General features: G+C 61.1%; 17 protein-coding genes and 1 pseudogene. 13 read left to right on the forward strand and 5 right to left on the reverse strand.

The annotated features are described in order from the left end of the window. Positions 1-158: 158 nt before the first annotated feature. The 4 genes and pseudogenes from lon (at position 159) to mdoH (ending at position 9,031) form a co-directional block, all read left to right on the forward strand. Positions 159-2,546: an endopeptidase La gene (gene lon / locus K5Q02_RS21795; RefSeq protein WP_225834235.1), complete on the forward strand. Its 2,388-nt coding sequence runs from the start codon at positions 159-161 to the stop codon at positions 2,544-2,546. Positions 2,547-3,355: 809 nt separating this feature from the next. After that, positions 3,356-4,612 (forward strand): acyltransferase family protein, encoded by a 1,257-nt coding sequence (locus tag K5Q02_RS21800; RefSeq protein ID WP_225834237.1) that lies wholly within the window; start codon positions 3,356-3,358, stop codon positions 4,610-4,612. A 299-nt stretch (positions 4,613-4,911) separates the two neighbouring features. Continuing rightward, positions 4,912-6,462 (forward strand): glucan biosynthesis protein G, encoded by a 1,551-nt coding sequence (locus K5Q02_RS21805; RefSeq protein ID WP_225839821.1) that lies wholly within the window; start codon positions 4,912-4,914, stop codon positions 6,460-6,462. Further along, a pseudogene (mdoH, locus tag K5Q02_RS21810) lies at positions 6,459-9,031 on the forward strand (glucans biosynthesis glucosyltransferase MdoH). The gene K5Q02_RS21805 and the pseudogene mdoH overlap by 4 nt, the downstream one beginning before the upstream one ends. Here mdoH and K5Q02_RS21815 read toward each other — a convergent pair. From K5Q02_RS21815 to K5Q02_RS21825, 3 genes are all read right to left on the reverse strand, one after another. Next, complete coding sequence (locus K5Q02_RS21815; protein WP_225834239.1) at positions 9,024-9,815, reverse strand: hydroxypyruvate isomerase family protein; 792 nt, start codon at positions 9,813-9,815, stop codon at positions 9,024-9,026. The pseudogene mdoH and the gene K5Q02_RS21815 overlap by 8 nt on opposite strands. Positions 9,816-9,895: 80 nt before the next feature. Next, on the reverse strand, positions 9,896-10,264 hold the full coding sequence (locus K5Q02_RS21820) for a DUF5064 family protein (RefSeq protein ID WP_225834241.1): 369 nt from the start codon (positions 10,262-10,264) through the stop codon (positions 9,896-9,898). Between the two features lie 206 nt (positions 10,265-10,470). Further along, complete coding sequence (locus K5Q02_RS21825; protein WP_225834243.1) at positions 10,471-10,776, reverse strand: DUF2288 domain-containing protein; 306 nt, start codon at positions 10,774-10,776, stop codon at positions 10,471-10,473. Between the two features lie 295 nt (positions 10,777-11,071). Here K5Q02_RS21825 and K5Q02_RS21830 point away from each other — a divergent pair, with 295 nt between their 5' ends. The 9 genes from K5Q02_RS21830 (at position 11,072) to tsaA (ending at position 18,323) form a co-directional block, all read left to right on the forward strand. Continuing rightward, positions 11,072-12,193 (forward strand): branched-chain amino acid ABC transporter substrate-binding protein, encoded by a 1,122-nt coding sequence (locus tag K5Q02_RS21830; RefSeq protein WP_225834244.1) that lies wholly within the window; start codon positions 11,072-11,074, stop codon positions 12,191-12,193. A 258-nt stretch (positions 12,194-12,451) separates the two neighbouring features. After that, positions 12,452-13,375, forward strand: a complete 924-nt coding sequence (livH, locus tag K5Q02_RS21835; protein WP_225834246.1) for a high-affinity branched-chain amino acid ABC transporter permease LivH — start codon at positions 12,452-12,454, stop codon at positions 13,373-13,375. Continuing rightward, a complete protein-coding gene (locus tag K5Q02_RS21840) occupies positions 13,372-14,631 on the forward strand; it encodes a high-affinity branched-chain amino acid ABC transporter permease LivM (protein WP_225834248.1) in 1,260 nt (419 codons plus the stop codon). Before livH ends, K5Q02_RS21840 begins: the two co-directional genes overlap by 4 nt. Next, the gene (gene livG / locus K5Q02_RS21845; RefSeq protein ID WP_042556483.1) at positions 14,628-15,395 is read left to right on the forward strand and encodes a high-affinity branched-chain amino acid ABC transporter ATP-binding protein LivG; all 768 of its coding nucleotides are present in this window, start codon (positions 14,628-14,630) and stop codon (positions 15,393-15,395) included. Before K5Q02_RS21840 ends, livG begins: the two co-directional genes overlap by 4 nt. Then, positions 15,395-16,096 carry an ABC transporter ATP-binding protein gene (locus tag K5Q02_RS21850; protein ID WP_042556484.1) on the forward strand — a complete coding sequence of 234 codons (702 nt, stop codon included), beginning with the start codon at positions 15,395-15,397 and terminating at the stop codon, positions 16,094-16,096. Before livG ends, K5Q02_RS21850 begins: the two co-directional genes overlap by 1 nt. Before the next feature lie 22 nt (positions 16,097-16,118). Continuing rightward, the gene (locus tag K5Q02_RS21855; protein ID WP_225834250.1) at positions 16,119-16,289 is read left to right on the forward strand and encodes a hypothetical protein; all 171 of its coding nucleotides are present in this window, start codon (positions 16,119-16,121) and stop codon (positions 16,287-16,289) included. Between the two features lie 108 nt (positions 16,290-16,397). Further along, on the forward strand, positions 16,398-17,108 hold the full coding sequence (locus K5Q02_RS21860) for an rRNA pseudouridine synthase (RefSeq protein ID WP_225834251.1): 711 nt from the start codon (positions 16,398-16,400) through the stop codon (positions 17,106-17,108). 54 nt (positions 17,109-17,162) lie between these two features. Beyond that, positions 17,163-17,624 (forward strand): DUF1456 family protein, encoded by a 462-nt coding sequence (locus tag K5Q02_RS21865; protein WP_225834254.1) that lies wholly within the window; start codon positions 17,163-17,165, stop codon positions 17,622-17,624. A gap of 6 nt (positions 17,625-17,630) precedes the next feature. Continuing rightward, the gene (tsaA, locus tag K5Q02_RS21870) at positions 17,631-18,323 is read left to right on the forward strand and encodes a tRNA (N6-threonylcarbamoyladenosine(37)-N6)-methyltransferase TrmO (protein ID WP_225834258.1); all 693 of its coding nucleotides are present in this window, start codon (positions 17,631-17,633) and stop codon (positions 18,321-18,323) included. A 224-nt stretch (positions 18,324-18,547) separates the two neighbouring features. On the opposite strand, the gene grxD is transcribed toward tsaA, so the two are convergent. After that, positions 18,548-18,874, reverse strand: a complete 327-nt coding sequence (gene grxD / locus K5Q02_RS21875; protein ID WP_070883229.1) for a Grx4 family monothiol glutaredoxin — start codon at positions 18,872-18,874, stop codon at positions 18,548-18,550. Positions 18,875-18,986: 112 nt separating this feature from the next. Then, positions 18,987-21,095 carry a molybdopterin-dependent oxidoreductase gene (locus K5Q02_RS21880; protein WP_225834260.1) on the reverse strand — a complete coding sequence of 703 codons (2,109 nt, stop codon included), beginning with the start codon at positions 21,093-21,095 and terminating at the stop codon, positions 18,987-18,989. Between the last annotated feature and the right edge of the window lie 256 nt (positions 21,096-21,351).

Raw genomic sequence — 21,351 nt, forward strand, 5'->3', positions numbered from 1 at the left:
TGGGCCACGACCGGTGGAATGACGGTCGTTGCACGAAACACCCTGCAAGCATTCCAGGAGCCCAATGGCGCTCAGAGTTGTGGGCAGATAAGCGAATAAATATTGAAAAAAGCCGACGGCCCCCCATCTAACACTCAACGTGAAAAGACAGGTGCCGCATGAACGAGACGCAAGATATCGAGATCGCTTCGGAGCAGATCAGCCATAGCCTGATGCTGCCCGGCCAGAACCTGCCGGACAAACTCTATGTGATTCCGATCCACAATCGGCCGTTCTTCCCGGCGCAAGTGCTGCCGGTGATCGTCAACGAGGAGCACTGGGCAGAAACCCTGGAGCTGGTCAGCAAGACCGAGCACCGCACTCTGGCCCTGTTCTACGTCGATCAGCCGGTCACCGACCCGCGCCACTTCGACACCTCCACCCTGCCCGAGCATGGCACCGTGGTGCGTGTGCACCACATCAGCGGCGACGACGGCAAAATGCAATTCGTCGCCCAGGGCCTGACCCGTGTGCGTATCCGCGGCTGGCTCAAACACCATCGCCCGCCTTATCTGGCCGAGGTCGAGTACCCACGCAACGACAATGATTCGCGCGATGAGGTGAAAGCCTACGGCATGGCGCTGATCAACGTGATCAAGGAGCTGCTGCCGCTCAACCCGCTGTACAACGAGGAACTGAAGAATTACCTCAATCGCTTCAGCCCCAACGATCCATCGCCACTGACCGACTTCGCTGCCGCGCTGACCACCGCACAAGCGAAGGTGCTGCAGGAAGTGCTCGATACCGTGCCGATCCTCAAACGCATGGAAAAAGTGCTGCCCCTGCTGCGCAAGGAAGTGGAAGTGGCGCGTCTGCAGAACGAGCTGTCTGCCGAGGTGAACCGCTCGGTAGGCGAGCATCAGCGTGAGTTTTTCCTCAAGGAACAGCTGAAGATCATCCAGCAGGAACTGGGCATCACCAAGGACGACCGCAGCGCCGATACCGAGCAGTTCAGCCAGCGCCTGGAAGGCAAGACCTTGCCCGATCAGGCCCGCAAACGCATCGACGAGGAGATGAACAAACTGTCGGTACTGGAAACCGGCTCTCCCGAATATGCGGTTACGCGTAATTATCTGGACTGGGCCACCAACGTGCCATGGGGCGTGTTTGGCAAGGACAAACTCGACCTCAAGCATGCGCGCAAGGTGCTCGACGACCACCATGCGGGCATGGACGACATCAAAGAACGCATCACCGAGTTCCTGGCTGTAGGCGCCTTCAAGGGCGAGATCGCCGGCTCTATCGTCTTGCTGGTCGGCCCGCCCGGCGTCGGCAAAACCAGTATCGGCAAATCCATCGCCGAATCCCTGGGTCGCCCTTTCTATCGTTTCTCGGTCGGTGGCATGCGCGATGAAGCGGAGATCAAGGGCCACCGTCGCACTTATATAGGCGCCCTGCCCGGCAAGCTGGTACAGGCGCTCAAGGATGTCGAGGTGATGAACCCGGTGATCATGCTCGACGAGATCGACAAGATGGGCAACAGCTTCCAGGGCGACCCAGCCTCGGCACTGCTGGAAACCCTCGACCCCGAACAGAATGTCGAGTTTCTCGACCACTACCTGGATCTGCGCCTGGATCTGTCCAAGGTGCTGTTCGTGTGCACAGCCAACACGCTGGATTCGATTCCCGGCCCGCTGCTCGACCGCATGGAAGTGATTCGCCTTTCCGGCTATATCACCGAAGAAAAACTGGCCATCGCCAAACGCCACCTGTGGCCTAAGCAGTTGGACAAGGCCGGCGTATCGAGCAAGCAACTGACGATCAGCGACAGCGCCCTGCGCGCGCTGATCGAAGGTTATGCCCGTGAGGCCGGTGTGCGGCAACTGGAGAAGCAGCTCGGCAAACTGGTGCGCAAAGCCGTAGTGAAGCTGCTCGATGACCCACAGAGCAAGGTCAAGATCGCCGCCAAGGATCTCGAGCAGTACCTGGGCATGCCGGTGTTCCGCAGCGAGCAGGTGTTGTCGGGCATCGGTGTGATCACCGGCCTGGCCTGGACCAGCATGGGTGGCGCCACGCTGCCGATCGAAGCAACACGGATTCACACCCTCAACCGTGGTTTCAAACTGACCGGCCAGTTGGGCGAGGTAATGAAGGAGTCGGCGGAGATCGCCTACAGCTACGTCAGCTCCAACCTGAAGACCTACAAGGGCGACCCGACCTTCTTCGATGAGGCCTTCGTGCACATGCACGTCCCCGAAGGCGCCACGCCCAAGGACGGCCCGAGCGCCGGCGTCACTATCGCCAGCGCCCTGCTCTCTCTGGCTCGCAACAAGGCACCGAAAAAAGGCGTGGCCATGACCGGCGAACTGACCCTCACCGGCCAGGTGCTGGCCATCGGCGGTGTACGCGAGAAAGTCATTGCGGCACGCCGGCAGAAAATCTACGAGCTGATATTGCCGGAGGCCAACCGCGGCTCCTACCAGGAACTGCCGGACTATCTCAAGGAAGGCATCACCGTGCATTTCGCTAAACGCTACAGTGATGTCGCCAAGGTGCTGTTCGACTGATCACGCTACGCCACTCAAGGTAGGAGCCGGCTTGCCGGCGATGCGATTCCCCACGCAACACCGGTGTGAATTTCACCATCGCCGTCGCGAGCAAGCTTGCTCCTACAGCCCGGATTTACCGCACACCCCCAGCCTTCCGGCCCACCCCACTTCCGTAGGAGCCGGCTTGCCGGCGATGCGATTCCCCACGCAACACCGGTGTGAATTTCACCATCGCCATCGCGAGCAAGCTTGCTCCTACAGCCCGGATTTGCCTTACAACCTCAGCCTTCCGGCCCACCCCACCTCCGTAGGAGCCGGCTTGCCGGCGATGCGATTCCCCACGCAACACCGGTGTGAATTTCGCCATCGCCGTCGCGAGCAAGCTTGCTCCTACAGCCCGGATTTTCCGTACAACCTCAGCCTTCCGGCCTACCCCACCTCCGTAGGAGCCGGCTTGCCGGCGATGCGATTCCCCACGCAACACCGGTGTGAATTTCGCCATCGCCATCGCGAGCAAGCTTGCTCCTACAGCCCGGATTTGCCGTACAACCTCAGCCTTCCGGCCCACCCCATCTCCGTAGGAGCCGGCTTGCCGGCGAAGCGATTCCCCACGCAACACCGGTGTGAATTTCACCATCGCGGTCGCGATCAAGCTTGCTCCTGCGGGGCGCTCACGCTCTCCGCCCTGGCCGCCACCGGCAAATCAGATAGATCGAAACGCGATTGCCGCTGTCAGAAACTGACCCCGCTGCCGCAAGGCTGCGCAGCGAATACCTCTGCGCAGGTCGATTGGTGCTCGGGAGATGGTCGATATAAGGAGAACGGGGATGACCCGAACCGACAAGGAACACTTCATCGGGCTCGAATGGCTGCGCTTCATACTCGGCCTGTACATCGTGGTCTTCCATACCCTGCACAACTACGCGGAACAGAAGCTGCCGATCATCAAGCAGCTCAGCGGTGTCGGCTTCTTCGCCACCAGTACGTTCTTCGTGCTGTCCGGCTTTCTGCTCGCCCACGTCTACTGCAAGCGCGGTGAGTTGCGCGAGCCGGCGGTGAGTTTTTGGAGCAGGCGTTTCGCCAACCTCTACCCGCTGCACATCTTTTCCCTGCTGCTGACCATCACGGTCATCTTCATCATCAGCAATCTGGGCATCCCGCCGGACGAGACCAAGGCCACCATCCGTTTCGTGGTGTACGACACCAACGAAGACATGACCGGAATTTCGCGCACCACCCTCGAACATTTCATGGGCAACGGCGAACTGGCACTCAATACCGTGCTGCAGCTGTTCATGCTGCAGGCCTGGAACCCGTTCTACCTGACCTTCAACCCGCCACTGTGGTCGATTTCCACCCTGTTCTTCTTCTACCTCACCTTTCCCTTCGTGGCCCCACGCCTGGCGCGCCTGAAGCACAAGGTGCTGTGGCTGGGCGTACTCACCCTGATCTACATGATTCCGCCAGCCCTGGTGATTCTCAATGGTGACTACGGCATGCCGTTCACCGGCATCCTGCACCGCAACCCGCTGGTACGCCTGCCGGAGTTCCTTGCTGGCATTCTCGCCTACGGCCTGTTCCGTGACATGCGCGACGCTGGTCGCTCGCCGGGCGGCGCAGGCATCGGTCTGATGATCGTCACGGTGCTGACCTGCTTCTTCGGCGCGGCCTGGCTGGTCGAGGGCGAGCAGTACTGGTACTACCTGCTGCACAACGGCCTGCTCCTGCCGTCGCAAATGATGCTGATCTACCTGTGCGCCCTGGCGCCTTCGCCAACCAGTGAACCGGTGCGGCGCTGGTCGCAGCGTCTGGGGGCAGCCTCGCTACCGCTGTTCGTATTGCACGTGCCGGCCTTCACGCTGTTCTCACGCTCGGAGAAGGTGCTCAGCGTGGCGTCGACCGAGTGCTTCTCCAACTGGGCGCAATGCGCCGTCCAGGCTGGTGAGCAAACCCTGTCGATCGCCTTCTACCCGCTGTTCCTGCTGCTCACCGTGATCCTCTGCGTCTGGGCCCAGGAGAACGCCGTGGTGCCGACCCGCAAGCAGCTCTTGAAGTTTCTGCCTGTGAAGCGCAGCACACGCTGAGAACCTGTTCACAACCTGCTGCGCGTCTGCCCTACTGCGTTAAAAACAGGCTCGGCCTGCTCATTTACAGCTCGTAAACTCCGCGTCCTCGCCTGTTCTTGCGGGGGCGCCTAGCCCTGTATGGCTCTAGCTCGCGAGGTCGTGAACAGGCTCAGAGCGAAGCGGCGGGAAATTCACAGGAATCATCTGCAACGATAACGGTCGGAAGGAGATGTTCGGCCGACCGTGCCGCTGTTTCTTACTGTTTTCTGGAGGGATCCGTGATCCTCAAAACCGTCAAGGCATCTGTCCGTCACAGCATGCTTCCAGCCGCGCTGTGCCTGGCCTGCACCACTTCATTGCTCAGTACCCATGTACTGGCCTTTTCACTCGATGACGTGGCGTCTGAAGCCAAGGAATTGTTGGACAAGCCTTACGCTGCTCCAGCCGCCAACCTGCCTAGCGAACTGCGCACCCTGCAGTTCGCCGATTACCAGAAGATCAAATCGCTCGAAGACAAGTACGAATGGGCCGACAGCAAAACGCCGTTCAAACTGAGTTTCTATCATCAGGGTATGCACTTCGACAGCCCGGTGAGAATCAACGAAGTGACCTCCACCAGCGTCAATGAAATCAAGTACGACCCTGCGCGTTTTGACTTCGGTGACCTGAAGATCGACAAGGATGGCGATGCCATCAAGAGTCTCGGCTACGCCGGCTTTCGGGTGATGTACCCGATCAACGCCAAGGGCAAGTCCGACGAGATCATGAGCCTGCTTGGCGCCAGCTATTTCCGGGTGATCGGCAAGGACCAGGTGTACGGCGCCTCGGCCCGTGGTCTGGCCATCGACACCGCACTGCCGAGCGGCGAAGAGTTTCCTTACTTCCGCGAGTTCTGGATCGAGCGCCCGAAGCCGGAAGACAAGCACTTGGTGATCTTTGCACTGCTCGACTCGCCACGCGCCACCGGTGCCTATCGTTTCATCCTGCGCCCAGGCAAGGACTCGGTGGTCGACGTACAGTCGCGGGTATTCCTGCGTGACAACGTCAACAAGCTGGGCATCGCCCCGCTCACCAGCATGTTCCTGTACGGCTCCAGCCAGCGTTCCAGCAAACCCAACTACCGCCCAGCCCTGCACGATTCCAATGGCCTGGCGATTCATACCGGTAACGATGAGCACATCTGGCGCCCACTGAACAATCCGCAGAACCTTGCGGTAAGTACTTTCGAAGTGGAGAACCCGAAAGGTTTCGGCCTGCTCCAACGTGGTCGCGACTTCGCTCAATATGAAGACCTGGAAGACCGCTACGAGCAGCGCCCAAGCGCCTGGATCGAGCCCAAGGGCGAATGGGGCAAGGGCAAGGTCGAGCTGGTGGAAATCCCCACCCCGGACGAAACCAACGACAACATCGTGGCGTTCTGGACACCTGACGAGCAGCCCAAGCCGGGCGAGCCGATGGAGTTCGATTACCGCATGCACTGGACCAAGGACGAACGCGCCCAGCTCGGCGCGGACACCGCCTGGGTCAAGCAGACCATGCGTAGTGCTGGCGAAGTCAAACAGCCCAATCTGACCCGCAAGCTCGATGGCAGTACCGCCCTGCTGGTGGACTTCGAAGGCCCGGCGCTGGCCAAACTCAAGTCCGATGCAGCGGTAACGTCCAACTTCAGCGTCAATGACAACGCCGAGTTGCTGGAAAACAACCTGCAGTACAACCCAGCGACCAAGGGCTGGCGCCTGACGCTGCGCTTCAAGGTCAAGGATCCCAAGCAAGCGGTGGAAATGCGCGCGGCTCTGGTCGAGGGTGACAAGACCCTCAGCGAAACCTGGAGCTATCAACTGCCACCCAATACGGTTACCGCCCCATGAAAACCACCGAGCAGTCCGCCCTGGACGAGTACCTGGACAGCCTGCCGCTGAGTGCAACCGAGCGTGAAGCCTTGGCTGACTGCCGCGACTTCACCGAACTGCACAGCCGCCTCGGCAGCACGCAGGCGGCAAGCGCCGAAGAGGCTGTGCATAAATCGGCTGCCCGACGTATCGAACTGGGCGCCGGAGAGCCGCTGGAAGCCACCGGTCTGCTGTCGCTGGATGCGGCCGGGCGGCCAATTCTGCGCGCTGCACCGCCCCTCAACCGCACCAAGATGACCCCCGAGCCGTGGCGCACCAACCTGCTGACCCGCGGCTGGCGCGCTCTGCTCGGCAAGTCCAACCCGCCTCGCCCGCCCAAACGCGAACTCGAGCCGGCACGCTGGCGCCGGGTCGGTTCGCTGCGCCGCTATGTGTTGTTGATACTGATGCTGGGCCAGACCGCCGTCGCTACCTGGTACATGAACAGCATCCTGCCCTATCAGGGCTGGTCGCTGATCAACCTGCAGGAAGTCATGGAGCAAGGCTGGCAGGAAAGCCTGCTGCAGGTACTGCCCTACGTGGTGCAGGGCAGTATTCTGGCCCTGTTTTCACTGTTGTTCTGTTGGGTGTCGGCAGGTTTCTGGACGGCCCTGATGGGCTTCTGGGAGTTGCTGCGCGGGTATGACCGCTACGGTATTTCCGGCAGCAGTGCCGGTAACGAACCGATCGACGCCAAAGCCCGCACCGCGATCATCATGCCGATCTGCAACGAGGACGTGCCACGGGTCTTTGCCGGCCTGCGTGCCACCTACGAATCGGTGGCGGCCTCCGGCGAACTCGATCAGTTCGACTTCTACGTGCTCAGCGATACTGGCGATGCCGACATCGCCGTGGCCGAACAGCGCGCCTGGTTGGAGCTGTGCCAGGAGACCAAGGGTTTCGGCAATATTTTCTACCGCCGTCGCCGTCGTCGCGTGAAGCGCAAGAGCGGCAACATCGACGATTTCTGCCGTCGCTGGGGCGGCGATTACCGCTACATGATCGTGCTCGATGCCGACAGCGTGATGAGCGGCGAATGCCTGACCAAGCTGGTACGGCTGATGGAGGCCAATCCTCAGGCCGGCATCATCCAGAGCTCGCCCAAGGCGGCGGGCATGAACACCTTGTACGCGCGCCTGCAGCAGTTCGCCACCCGCGCCTACGGCCCGCTTTTCACCGCCGGCCTGCATTACTGGCAGCTCGGTGAATCCCATTACTGGGGCCATAACGCGATCATCCGCATGCAGCCGTTCATCGAGCACTGCGCCCTGGCTCCGCTGCCAGGCACCGGCTCGTTTGCCGGCGCCATCATGTCCCACGACTTCGTCGAGGCGTCGCTGATGCGCCGTGCCGGCTGGGGCGTATGGATCGCCTACGACCTGGAAGGCAGCTACGAAGAGTTACCGCCCAACCTGATCGACGAGTTGCAGCGCGACCGTCGCTGGTGCCACGGCAACCTGATGAACTTCCGCCTGTTTTTGGTCAAGGGCATGCACCCGGTACACCGTGCGGTGTTCCTGACCGGGGTGATGTCTTACCTGTCGGCACCGCTGTGGTTCATGTTCCTGCTGCTTTCCACTGCCCTGCTGGCCATTCATACGCTGATGGAGCCGCAGTACTTCCTGGTGCCCGGCCAGTTGTTCCCGGTGTGGCCAAGGTGGAACCCGGAAAAAGCCATCGCGCTGTTCTCCACCACCCTGACCCTGCTGTTCCTGCCCAAGCTGCTCGCCGTGATCCTCATCTGGATCAAGGGCGCCAAAGCTTACGGCGGGGCGTTCAAGGCGACCCTGAGCATGCTGCTGGAGATGCTCTTCTCGGTGCTGCTGGCACCGGTGCGCATGCTGTTCCACACCATGTTCGTCAGCGCCGCCTTCCTGGGCTGGTCGCCACTTGGAATTCTCCGCAGCGCGACAACGGCATCACCACCTGGGGTGACGCAACGCGCCGCCACGGCTGGCAGGCTTTGCTGGGTGTCGGCTGGACAGCGGGTGTGGCCTGGCTCGACCCGAACTTCCTGTGGTGGCTATCGCCGATCGTGGTGTCGCTGATGCTGTCGATTCCGGTATCGGTGTTCTCCAGCCGCCTGAGCCTCGGTTTGCGCAGCAAGAAGGGCAACCTGTTCCTGATTCCAGAGGAATCGAACCCGCCTCAGGCGCTGCTCTCCACCTATGCCTACACCCGTCATAACCGTGAGCACGCCATGGAAAACGGCTTTATCGAAGCCGTGCTGCGACCCTTCCCCAACGCACTGGCATGCGCCATGGCCACCGCTCGTCACGGTGATGCAGCGTTGATCGAACAGGCGCGGCAACGTTCGCTGGGCGAAGCGCTAGAGCTGGGCCCCAAGAAGCTCGATGGCAAGAGCAAGCTGGCACTGCTCAGTGACCCGGTACTGCTCGCTCGCCTGCACACGCAGTTGTGGCAACAGGCCGAACAGCACCCGCTGTGGCGCCACGCTTACAACCAGAGCACACCAACCCAGGCAGATCGCGGCAACCTGGCGCTCAAGCTGCCCGCGGTTGGCGTAACCACTCCTCTGGTCAATTGATCGCAGGCGCCCGCCACGCGTTCAACCAGCCCAGTCTGGCACGGGTATCGCCCTCTTCGGGGCGGTACTCGGCACCCAGCCAGCCCCGGTAACCACTGTTCTCCAGCGCCAGCCGCAAGGCAGCGAAATCAATATTCCCACTCCCCGGAGCACCGCGCCCCGGACAGTCGGCGAATTGCACATGGCCGACCTTCCCGGCCAGCGCCTCGACAGCCTCGACGGGATCTATCCCCTGCCGCGCCATGTGATAAATATCCAGCTGAGCCTGGAAATTGTCATGATCGACCTGGGCCAGCAACGCCTGCAGGTGCTCCGGCGTATTGATCAGAAACCCCGGCATGTCGATGGGGTTGATCGCCTCGCTGACCACACCGATACCCAAGGCCTGGAACGCCTCAGCCGCCTTGCGGATGTTGTCGCTCAAGGTGCCAAGCGCCTGCTCCCGCTCAAGACCTTCGGCCAGCCGTCCCGGCAGCACGTTGATAAATTGCGGGCGCACCATGGCCGCGTAGGTCAGCGCCTCCTGTAAAGCCTGGTCGAATGCTGCCTGGCGTGCGGGCACCGCAGCCAGCCCAGGCCCGCCAGCGATGAAGTCACCGCCTGGAAAGTTCATCAGCGCCAGCGGCATGCCCGCCCGCGCCAGTTCGTCCCTCAGACGAAGCGCCGGTACTTCATAGGGAAACTGGATTTCCACGCCATCGAAGCCCGCCGCAGCGGCTGCGACGATACGCTCTAGCAACGGCCGCTCGGTGAACAACATGGTCAGGTTGGCAGATATTTTCATGCATGACTCCAGGCTGTCGCGGGCCGAAGCGCCGACCGAGCCTTTGAAGTGAATTGAACCTGCTCGCCTCTCGACAACACTTACAGGCCATCTTTCTCAAGATGATCGAGATCAACCGGCTCGCCGCTATGAGCGCCCAGACGCTGACGAATATCCTCGAACATCTGGTCGAACTCTTCGTGCTCGTGACTGATCAGCACAACACTGGTTGGCAAGCCATGCTTGTGAGCCAGGCGGCTGACCACGCTGGCGAAGTTGAAGGCGGTATCACGGTGCAATTCGAACGACTCTTCGAACGCCGCCCCTGCGATTTCCCCCTTGAGGGACACGTGCAGCATCGGCCCTTCGGCCGCATCCTGGCGCACGTCGTAATGCAGGTCGATGGCATAGGTGGGTATCTCACCCGCCGCCAGGCTGTTGCCGCGAAATAGATGGCCGGGCTCGAACATAAGCAGTCTCCTGTGCTGAGGGATTCCCCGAAACGCAAATTCGCCTCCGGGTTCCTGAGCATAGACACCTGACGTCGACGATGATCCCAATCCCTGAGCGCACCAAAACAGATCGTTATTCGCATCAAAACAAAGCACTAAAATCACGCGACATACCTGCGAGAGCCGCGCGCTAGAGCATTTGAAACAGGCGTTCGAAGTAGACGCTACTTTTCAGCGCGCTCCTGCACCAGAACCCAGGGCGCGACGACCACTGCCCAGAGCGAAGGATTTCGATCCAACAGATCCTCGGCACGCACATCGTTCAATACCGCGACCTGCCCCGAATCCAGCCATGCTGCGACCGTATCGCGATGATTTTCGGCAACTGCCTCGGCGACGGCGATAAGGTCTTCATGGCTATCGACCCACAGCAGCGCGCCCCGGGCGAAGAACGGCTGCAGTTCCTGCCAACTGATAGGTGCAGTTTCGCCGAGCAATTTGGCATAGAGGGTGCTTGGTTGTTCGTTCATGGCAGGTTCCATCTTGAAGAGCCGGTTTTTCGACGGCCGCCATGATAACGATGGGTGGCGGGCAGGCAAGCCATGTCAACCACCCGTCAGTCAGGAATCCGCCGTTTTTCTATACATTTCTTGCAATTAGGCGACATTCCTACCCTTCTTCCTCGACTGCCGACTTTCCAAGGCGCAAATCAGCGCTCTACACTGTATCGGTACAGTTGCCGGGGGTATGGCCGGGAAAGTCGACTCCGGTTCTGCTGCTTTGGCTGCCAGAACTACAACAATGAACACAACGAGTGGAGCACTAATGAACAACGCTACTAAGCAGATTTCCAAGCTGTTCGCCGCTATGGCCCTGGCTGGCGCTGCCAGCTACTCGGTCGCCGCCGACACCATCAAGATCGCCATGGCTGGCCCGGTGACCGGTGCTGTTGCCCAGTACGGCGAAATGCAGTTCATCGGTGCCCAGATGGCCATCGAGCAGATCAACAAGGCCGGTGGCGTGAACGGTGCTCAGCTCGAAGGCGTGACCTATGACGACGCCTGCGATCCCAAGCAAGCCGTAGCCGTTGCCAACAAGATCGTCAACGATGGCATCAAGTTCGTCGTTGGCCACCTGTGCTCCAGCTCCACTCAGCCAGCTTCGGACATCTACGAAGACGAAGGCATCCTGATGATCACCGCGGCCGCTACCAGCCCGGAAATCACCGCACGTGGCTACGAGCTGATCTTCCGCACCATCGGCCTGGACAGCCTGCAAGGCCCGACCGCCGGCAACTTCATTGCCGACCACGTCAAGCCGAAAAACGTCGCTGTCATCCATGACAAGCAACAGTACGGTGAAGGCATCGCCACAGCGGTCAAGCAGACCCTGGAATCCAAAGGCGTCAAAGTCGGCCTGTTCGAAGGCATCAACGCCGGTGACAAGGACTTCTCCTCGCTGATCGCCAAACTCAAGCAACAAGGCGTGGACTTCGTCTACTACGGCGGCTACCACCCAGAACTAGGCCTGCTGCTGCGTCAATCCAAGGAAAAAGGCCTGGACGTTCGCTTCATGGGTCCGGAAGGCGTCGGCAACAAGGAAATCTCCGCCATCGCTGGCCCGGCTTCCGAAGGCATGCTGGTGACCCTGCCGCAATCCTTCGACCAGGATCCGAAGAACAAGGCGCTGGTTGATGCGTTCAAGGCCAAGAACCAAGACTCCAGCGGGCCGTTCGTGTTCCCGGCCTACGCTGCCGTTCAAGTAATTGCCGGCGGCATCGAGAAAGCCGGTAGCACCGATACTGCAGAAGTAGCGGCCGCCCTGCGCGCCAACACCTTCGACACCCCGACCGGCGCCCTCAGCTTCGACGAGAAAGGCGACCTGAAGGACTTCAACTTCGTGGTTTACGAATGGCACCAGGACGGCACCAAGTCCGAAGCCAAGTAAGTCACCCCGCCGAAGAAGCTGATTCATGAGCTAGCGAGCTAGCGCCATGCAAGGCAAGAACAGGCGAGGAAGCGGAGTGTACTTTTGTACATGAGCATTCCGAGCCTGCTCTTGACGCAGCAGGGCCGACGCGCAGCGAATCATGAGCAGACTCTGAACCAAGAGCCCACTGCTGCAGTGGGCTTTGTTTATTGAAAGAATTCCGGTTTCGCGCTGCGCCACAAGCGCTGCCGTGCGCGACAACCCAGGAGTTAGGCAATGCCTGATCTTTACCACTACCTGCAACAGCTGCTCAACGGTCTGACCGTCGGCAGTACCTATGCCCTGATCGCCATCGGCTACACGATGGTCTACGGCATTATTGGCATGATCAACTTCGCCCACGGCGAGGTGTACATGATCGGCTCTTACGTCGCCTTCATCGCCATCACCCTGCTGGCCATGATGGGGCTCGATAGCCTGCCACTCATCATGATCTGCGCCTTTGCGGCGAGCATCATCGTCACCAGTGCCCTCGGCTACAGCATCGAACGGGTCGCCTACCGGCCGCTACGCGGTGGTAACCGGCTGATCCCACTGATTTCCGCGATTGGCATGTCGATTTTCCTGCAGAACGCCGTGATGCTTTCTCAGGATTCCAAGGACAAAGCCATCACCAACCCGCTGCCCGGCAACTTCGTGTTTGGCGAAAGCGCCATGAATGGTGTGGTGATTTCCTACATGCAGGTGCTGATCTTCGTGGTCACCTTCCTGACCATGATCGGCCTCACCCTGTTCATCTCGCGCTCACGCCTGGGTCGCGCCTGCCGCGCCTGCGCCGAAGACCTGAAGATGGCCAACCTGCTCGGCATCAACACCAACAACATCATCGCCCTGACCTTCGTCATCGGCGCCGCGCTGGCAGCCGTCGCCGCCGTGCTGCTGGGCATGCAATACGGCGTGATCAACCCGCATCTGGGCTTCCTAGCCGGCATCAAGGCATTCACCGCCGCGGTGCTCGGCGGCATCGGCAGCATTCCGGGTGCCGTGCTTGGTGGCCTGGTACTGGGTGTAGCGGAAGCCTTCGGCGCCGATATTTTCGGTGACCAATACAAGGACGTGGTGGCTTTCAGCCTGCTGGTGCTGGTGCTGCTGTTCCGCCCGACCGGCATCCTCGGCCGTCCGGAGGTTGAAAAGGTATGAGCAAGAACCTCAAGACCGCCCTGTTCAGCAGCATCCTTCTGCTGCTGATCTCCTACCCGATCCTCGGCCTCAAGCTCAGCGTCGTCGGCATCAGCCTGCAGGTACAAGGCGCCAGCGCCAAGACCCTGTGGACCATCGGCATCGCCGCCGCGCTGCTGTTCGTCTGGCACCTGGTGCTGCGTGATCTCCTGCTCGGCGGTGACAAACTCAAAGGCGTTTTGCCGGGCGTGCCGCAGAACCTGAAGAACTCGCTGACCCTGCCCAGCGTGCAGCGCTGGATCATGCTGGCATTGTTCGTCGTGGCGCTGGCCTGGCCGTTCTTCGGCTCCCGCGCGGCGGTGGACATCGCCACGCTGATCCTCATCTACGTGATGCTGGGTATCGGCCTGAACATCGTGGTCGGCCTCGCCGGGCTGCTCGACCTGGGTTACGTCGGCTTCTACGCGGTGGGTGCCTACACCTACGCGCTGCTTGCCGAGTACGCAGGCTTCGGCTTCTGGACGGCATTGCCGATAGCCGGCCTGATGGCGGCCACCTTCGGCTGTCTGCTGGGCTTCCCGGTACTCAGGCTACGCGGCGACTATCTGGCCATCGTGACCCTGGGTTTCGGCGAAATCATCCGCATCATGCTGCGTAACCTCACCGACATCACCGGCGGCCCGAACGGCATCAGCTCGATCCCCAAACCGGAACTGTTCGGCCTGTCGCTGGATCGTCGCGCGCCGGATGGCGGCCAGACCCTGCATGACTTCCTCGGCATCGCCTACAACTCCACCTACAAGGTGATCTTCCTCTATCTGATCGCCCTGCTCTTGGTGCTGCTGGCCATCTTCGTGATCAACCGCCTGATGCGCATGCCGATCGGCCGCGCTTGGGAAGCCTTGCGCGAAGATGAAATCGCCTGCCGTGCCCTGGGCCTCAACCCGACCACGGTCAAGCTCTCGGCCTTCACCATCGGCGCCAGCTTCGCCGGTTTCGCCGGTAGCTTCTTCGCTGCTCGCCAGGGGCTGGTGACGCCGGAGTCGTTCACCTTCATCGAGTCGGCGATGATCCTCGCCATCGTCGTGTTGGGTGGCATGGGCTCGCAGCTCGGCATCATATTCGCGGCCATCGTGATGACCCTGTTGCAGGAGATGCGCGACTTCAACGAGTACCGCATGCTGATATTCGGTCTGACCATGATCGTGATGATGATCTGGCGTCCGCAGGGCCTCATGCCCATGCAGCGCCCACACCTGGAGTTGAAACAACGATGAGCCGCCCGATTCTAGAAGTGAGCGGCCTGTCCATGCGTTTTGGCGGCCTGCTGGCCGTCAACGGGGTCAGCCTCTCGGTCAATGAAAAACAGGTTGTGTCGATGATCGGCCCGAACGGTGCCGGCAAGACCACCGTATTCAACTGCCTGACCGGTTTCTACAAACCGACCTCGGGCAGCATCCGCCTCAACGGCGAACAGATCGAAGGCCTGCCGGGCCACAAGATCGCTCGCAAGGGTGTGGTGCGTACCTTCCAGAACGTTCGCCTGTTCAAGGAAATGACCGCAGTGGAAAACCTGCTGGTCGCCCAGCACCGCCACATCAACACCAACTTCCTGTCCGGTCTGTTCAAGACCCCGGCGTTTCGCCGCAGTGAGCGCGAGGCCATGGATTACGCGGCGCATTGGCTGGAACAGGTCAACCTGACTGAATTCGCCAACCGCACCGCCGGCACTCTGGCCTACGGTCAGCAGCGCCGCCTGGAAATCGCCCGCTGCATGATGACCCGGCCGAGCATCCTCATGCTCGACGAGCCGGCCGCGGGCCTCAACCCACGGGAAACCGACGACCTGAAAGCGCTGATCGGCGTGCTGCGTGACGAGCACAACGTGACCGTGCTGCTGATCGAGCACGACATGAAGCTGGTCATGAGCATTTCCGACCACATCTTCGTGATCAACCAGGGCACGCCCCTGGCCGACGGCACGCCGGAGCAGATCCGCGACAATCCGGACGTGATCAAAGCCTACCTGGGGGAAGCGTAATGCTGTATTTCGACAACGTTTCCACCTTCTACGGCAAGATTCAGGCGCTGCACGGGGTCAGTGTGGAAGTGCGCCAGGGTGAGATCGTCACCCTGATCGGTGCCAACGGCGCCGGCAAGTCCACGTTGCTGATGACTCTGTGCGGCACTCCGCAGGCCACCAGCGGCAGCATCCGCTACCAGGGTGAAGAGCTGGTCGGCATGGAAACCCCGCTGATCATGCGCAAGAGCATCGCCGTGGTGCCGGAAGGCCGCCGCGTGTTCGCTCGCCTGACCGTCGAGGAAAACCTCGCCATGGGCGGCTTCTTCGGCAGCAAGGCGGACAATCAGGAGCAACTGGACAAGGTGCTGCACCTGTTCCCGCGCCTGAAAGAGCGCCTGGTACAACGTGCCGGCACCATGTCCGGCGGTGAACAGCAGATGCTCGCCATCGGCCGTGCGCTGATGAGCAAGCCCAAGCTGCTGCTGCTCGACGAGCCGTCTCTGGGTCTGGCACCGATCATCATCCAGCAAATCTTCGACATCATCGAACAGCTGCGCAAGGACGGTGTGACCGTGTTCCTGGTCGAGCAGAACGCCAACCAGGCGCTCAAGCTGGCCGACCGCGGCTATGTACTGGAGAACGGCCGGATCGTCATGCAAGGCAGTGGCCATGATCTGCTGAATGATCCCAAGGTGCGTGACGCCTACCTCGGCGGCTAGCCCGCTCTCCCCTGCGGCCGCAATGGCCGCAGGGCAGATTTACCCTGAACGATGCCAGCGCCACTCCAGTCCCAATACTGAACGGACGAAAACAGGAGTAGCCCCCATGCTGAAGTTCCTCGGCAGCACCATCGGTATCATCTTCCTTATCGGCCTGCTGGTCGTGATCGGCATCTTCTCGCTGATTTTCTGATTGGCAGAAGCTGTGAGCCGGGCGCCCTGCCCGGCTTTACTTCATGCCACGCGCATGACGCGTCTCACGGCGGTACAATGGGCATCTATTCGCTGACGATGTCTTGCCATGACCGAACCCTTACGCCTCTCCAAACGCCTGATCGAACTGACCGGCTGCTCACGCCGCGAGGCCGAACTGTATATCGAGGGCGGCTGGGTCACGGTCAATGGCGAAGTGATCGACGAACCTCAGCGCAAGGTGACTGACGAAACTGTCGCCCTGCTTCCGGATGCCGTCGCCGAACCTCTGGTACCGATTACCCTGCTGCTGCACATTCCCAGCGGGCGCTTTCCAGAACGCGCAGCAGAAGAAATCGGCCCGGACAATCGCTGGCCGGAAGACCGCTCCGAGCAGCGCACGCTGAAGGGCCACTTCAGCAACCTGACACCCTGCATTCCCCTGCAGGCAGGCGCCGACGGTCTGCATGTGCTGACGCAGGACTGGCGTATCGAGCGCAAGCTCAAGGACGACCAGAGCAAGCTGGAGCAGGAATACGTGGTCGAGGTCAGCGGTGAGCTGTCGGATCGTGACCTCAAACGCCTCAACCATGGCTTGGTGTTCAACGGCACCGCATTGGCGCCCTGCAAGGTCAGTTGGCAGAACGAAACCCGCCTGCGCTTCGCCCTGAAAAATCCACTGCCCGGCCAATTGGTGTTCATGTGTAACGCCGTGGGCCTCAAGGTGCTGGGCATGAAACGCATCCGAGTCGGCGGCGTACCGATGTCCAAGGTGCAGCCCGGACAGTGGCGCTATCTGGGCGTCAAAGAACGTTTCTAACCTCTATTCTTCCGGCCTCCCCTTTAACGTGGGCCTCTCCAATCAGGAATTTTCATGCTCAATAATGATGTGCTGCGCAGCCTGCGCTATATGCTCGATGTCAGCGACGCCCAACTGACCGAAATCGTTCAGCTGGGTGGTAAGCCGGTGACCGTTGAAGAGATCACTGCGGTACTGAAGAAGGATGACGAACCCGGTTACCAGGATTGTGACGACGAACTGCTGGCCCACGCACTCGATGGCCTGGTGTATTTCAAGCGCGGCAAGGATGACAGTCGCGCCGCACCGGCCTTGGAACTGCCGGTGACCAACAATCAGGTGCTGAAAAAACTCCGTGTGGCCTTCGAGCTGAAAGAAGACGATGTGCACGCCATCATGCGCAGCGTCGACTGCCCCGTCTCGAAGCCGGAAATGAGCGCACTGTTTCGCAAGCAAGGCACCAGCAACTACCGTATTTGCGGCGATCAATTCCTGCGTAACTTCCTCAAGGGCCTGACCCAGCGTCTGCGCGCCTGATACGCCATGAGCTACCAGGTTTCGCCCATCGGTTATGTGCGCTCCTGCTTCAAGGAGAAGTTCGCCATCCCCCGCCAGCCACAACTGGCGCCCGCCGCGCGTGGCGTACTCGAGCTATGCGCGCCGTTCGATCAGGGCGATGCAGTGCAGGGCCTGGAGCAGGTCAGCCATGTCTGGCTGCTGTTTCTCTTCCACCAGGCGCTGGAAGACAAGCCCAGGCTCAAGGTGCGCCCGCCGCGCTTGGGCGGTAACCGCGCCATCGGCGTTTTCGCGACCCGAGCGACTCATCGTCCCAACGGGATCGGCCAATCAGTGGTACGCCTGGATCGCGTCGAAAGCGGGCGCTTGTGGTTGTCAGGTATCGACCTGCTCGACGGCACGCCAGTACTCGACGTCAAACCCTACGTGCCCTACGCCGACAGCGTGCCTGACGCCCACAACCATATCGCTGCGGATGCTCCCGTGCGGATCGAGGTGCAGTGGCAGGACAGCGCATTGGCTCAGGCCCGCGAACACGGCCTGCGCTTGAACGAGCCGCTGGTCGAGCTGATAGAGCAGTGCCTGGCGCAGGATCCACGCCCCGCCTACCAGCAACCCCAGCCGGAACGCCGCTACGGCGTACGCCTGTGGGATGTCGAGGTACATTGGCACTATCCACAATCCGGCTGCATTCGCGTGCTGGACGTAACGGTGGCGTAGACGGGCAGCTGATCCAATTGGTGGGCTCAAGCCCACCCTACCCTAGTCCTGCAGCGCGGCGACATCGTCATCGGACGCAAAGCGTGGGCGCGCGCGAGCTGTAGGGTGGGCTTTAGCCCACCAGATCGAACGCGGGTTTTCGCCACGGCCTGCCGCCTGACCTTCGTGCAGGCAAAAAAAATCCGCAGCCATCGCTGGCTGCGGATTTCGGGAAGGTCAGACGATCAGGCGCCGGCTTTCTCGACGGCGTCCTTGATCAGGGTCTGCAGCTCACCCTTTTCGTACATCTCGCTGATGATGTCGCTGCCGCCGACCAGTTCACCACCGACCCACAGTTGCGGGAAGGTCGGCCAGTTAGCGTACTTGGGCAGGTTGGTGCGAATTTCCGGGTTTTGCAGGATGTCGACGTAGGCGAATTTTTCGCCGCAGCCCATCAGAGCCTGCGCAGCGCGAGCGGAAAAACCGCACTGTGGCGCGTTCGGAGCGCCTTTCATGTACAGCAGAACGGTGTTGCTGGCGATCTGCTCTTTGATCGTTTCGATGATTTCCATGGGGGCACCTCAGAACTGGACTATCCGACTCACGGGTCGATACGGTGCACGCATTGTAACCAAAAGCCGAGCGCAATGCTCGGCCATGCTGCATACGCGAACAAGGCACCGCTCAAGCCGCGACCACCTGCACCGGCACCCCATTGAGTACCGCATTGCCCGACAGCCGATCCAGCTGGCGTTCATCGGTCAGGTCGTTGGCGCTGGCCCCCGGCGTGGCACTGGCGATGCTCATCTGCACACCTGGCCGCCCATGACCCCAACCATGGGGCAGGCTGACCACGCCCGGCATCATCTCATCGCTGGCGAGCACTTCGACCTCAACCACGCCAACCCGTGAACTGACGCTGACACGCTGGCCATCGCTGAGCCCGCGCTGCTGCATGTCCTGGACGCTCATCAACAACTGATGACGCGGTTTACCCTTCACCAGCCGGTGATAGTTGTGCATCCATGAGTTGTTGCTGCGCACATGCCGGCGGCCGATCAGCAGCAACTGCCCGGGATCGACTGCAGCTTGCGTGGCGAAACGCTGTACATCGCCGAGCAACAGCGCCGGTACCGCCTGCACCCGGCCATCGGCGGTTTTCAGGCGTGCCGCCAGGTTCGGGCCAAGCGGGCCGATATCCAGGCCATGGGGGTGTTGCCGCAGGGTCTGCAGCGAAAGCTTGAGTGGCGACTGATCACCATAGGGGCCGAAACGCAGCCCCAGGTCGATCATCTGCTGCGGTGTCTGCGTGGGCTTCAGCACGGCGCCGGTCTGTGCGGCGAAGGCCTTGGCCAGGCCGATGAAAATCTCCCAGTCGTCCAGCGCGCCTTCGGGCTTCGGCAGCACCGCCTCGTTGAAGCGGGTGACGTTGCGCACCGCGAACAGATTGAATGTGGTGTCGTAATGGTCGTGTTCCAGCGGCGCCGTGGATGGCAGGATCAGGTCGGCATGGCGGGTGGTTTCATTGATGTACAGATCCACGCTGAGCATGAAATCCAGGCCTTCAAGCCCCTGCTCCAGTTGCCGCCCGTTAGGCGTCGACAGCACCGGATTGCCTGCGACGGTAATCAGAGCGCGCACCTGGCCGTCTCCGGCGGTAAGCATTTCCTCGGCCAAAGCACTGACCGGCAACTCGCCGCCATATTCGGGCAAACCGGAAACCCTGCTCTGCCAGCGATCGAAATGCCCGCCGGACGTCGCGCCGACCAGATCCACCGCCGGCTCGGTGCACAACACCCCACCCACCCGGTCGAGATTGCCGGTCACCAGGTTGATCACCTGCACCAGCCACTGACAAAGCGTGCCGAATGCCTGGGTAGATACGCCCATGCGGCCATAGCACACCGCCCTATCCGCTGCCGCGAAATCCCGTGCCAACTGGCGTATCACCGACGCTGGCACACCGCAGCGCGGCGCCATCAGCTCGGCGGTAAAGGGCAGCACAGCCTGCTCTACCTCATCGAGGCCGGAGACCGGCAGATGGCTGGTTCGGCACAGCCCCTCCTCGAACAGGGTGCTGAGCAGCGCCAGCAGTAAGGCCGCGTCCTGCCCGGGACGAATGAACAGATGCTGATCGGCGATGGCAGCGGTCTCGCTGCGTCGTGGGTCGACCACCACCAGACGGCCGCCACGTGCCTGGATCGCCTTGAGGCGTTTCTCTACGTCGGGCACGGTCATGATGCTGCCATTGGAGGCCAGCGGATTGCCGCCGAGGATCAGCATGAAATCGGTGTGATCGATATCGGGCACAGGGATCAGAAAGCCATGGCCGTACATCAGGTGGCTGGTCAAGTGGTGCGGCAACTGATCAACCGAGGTGGCGGAATATCGATTGCGGGTCTTGAGCAGGCCGAGAAAGTAGTTGCTGTGGGTCATCAACCCGTAATTGTGCACGCTGGGGTTGCCCTGATAGACCGCTACCGCGTTCTGCCCATATTCGGTCTGCACCGCAGCCAGACGCTCGGCCGCCAGAGTGAAGGCTTCGCCCCAGCCGATCGCCTGCCAGCGATCGCCGATACGCCGCATCGGCTGGCGCAGGCGATCGGGATCGCTCTGGATGTCCTGCAGCGCCACCGCCTTTGGGCAGATATGGCCGCGACTGAACGGATCATCACGATCACCCTTGATGGAACGTATCTGCGGCTTACCGCCGGCGGCGTGCTCGACCTCAAGGGTCAGCCCACAGATGGCCTCACACAGATGGCACGCACGGTGATGGAGGGTCGTGGTCATGGCCAGCCTCGTCTTCTTGTTCGAGAAGCCATCATGGGCGCCTCAGGGTCGCCACACCAGCAGCCTATTCGTCGTGAATCCCCGACCATCAGGGCGGTGCATCAGGCGGCTCTGGCCAGCCGTTCAGGGCGTTACACTTGGCAATCTGGGCGGATTTGCGCGTAGGCGTCATTTACTTATAAGATCGGCGGCTTCCCCGTTTCGTCGCACTGTGCGGCCCCCAGCCGTAGGTTCTTCCGTTTTTCCGTGAAAAACG

The sequence above is a fragment of the Pseudomonas sp. MM211 genome (genome assembly GCF_020386635.1).
Classification (GTDB): Bacteria; Pseudomonadota; Gammaproteobacteria; order Pseudomonadales; family Pseudomonadaceae; genus Aquipseudomonas.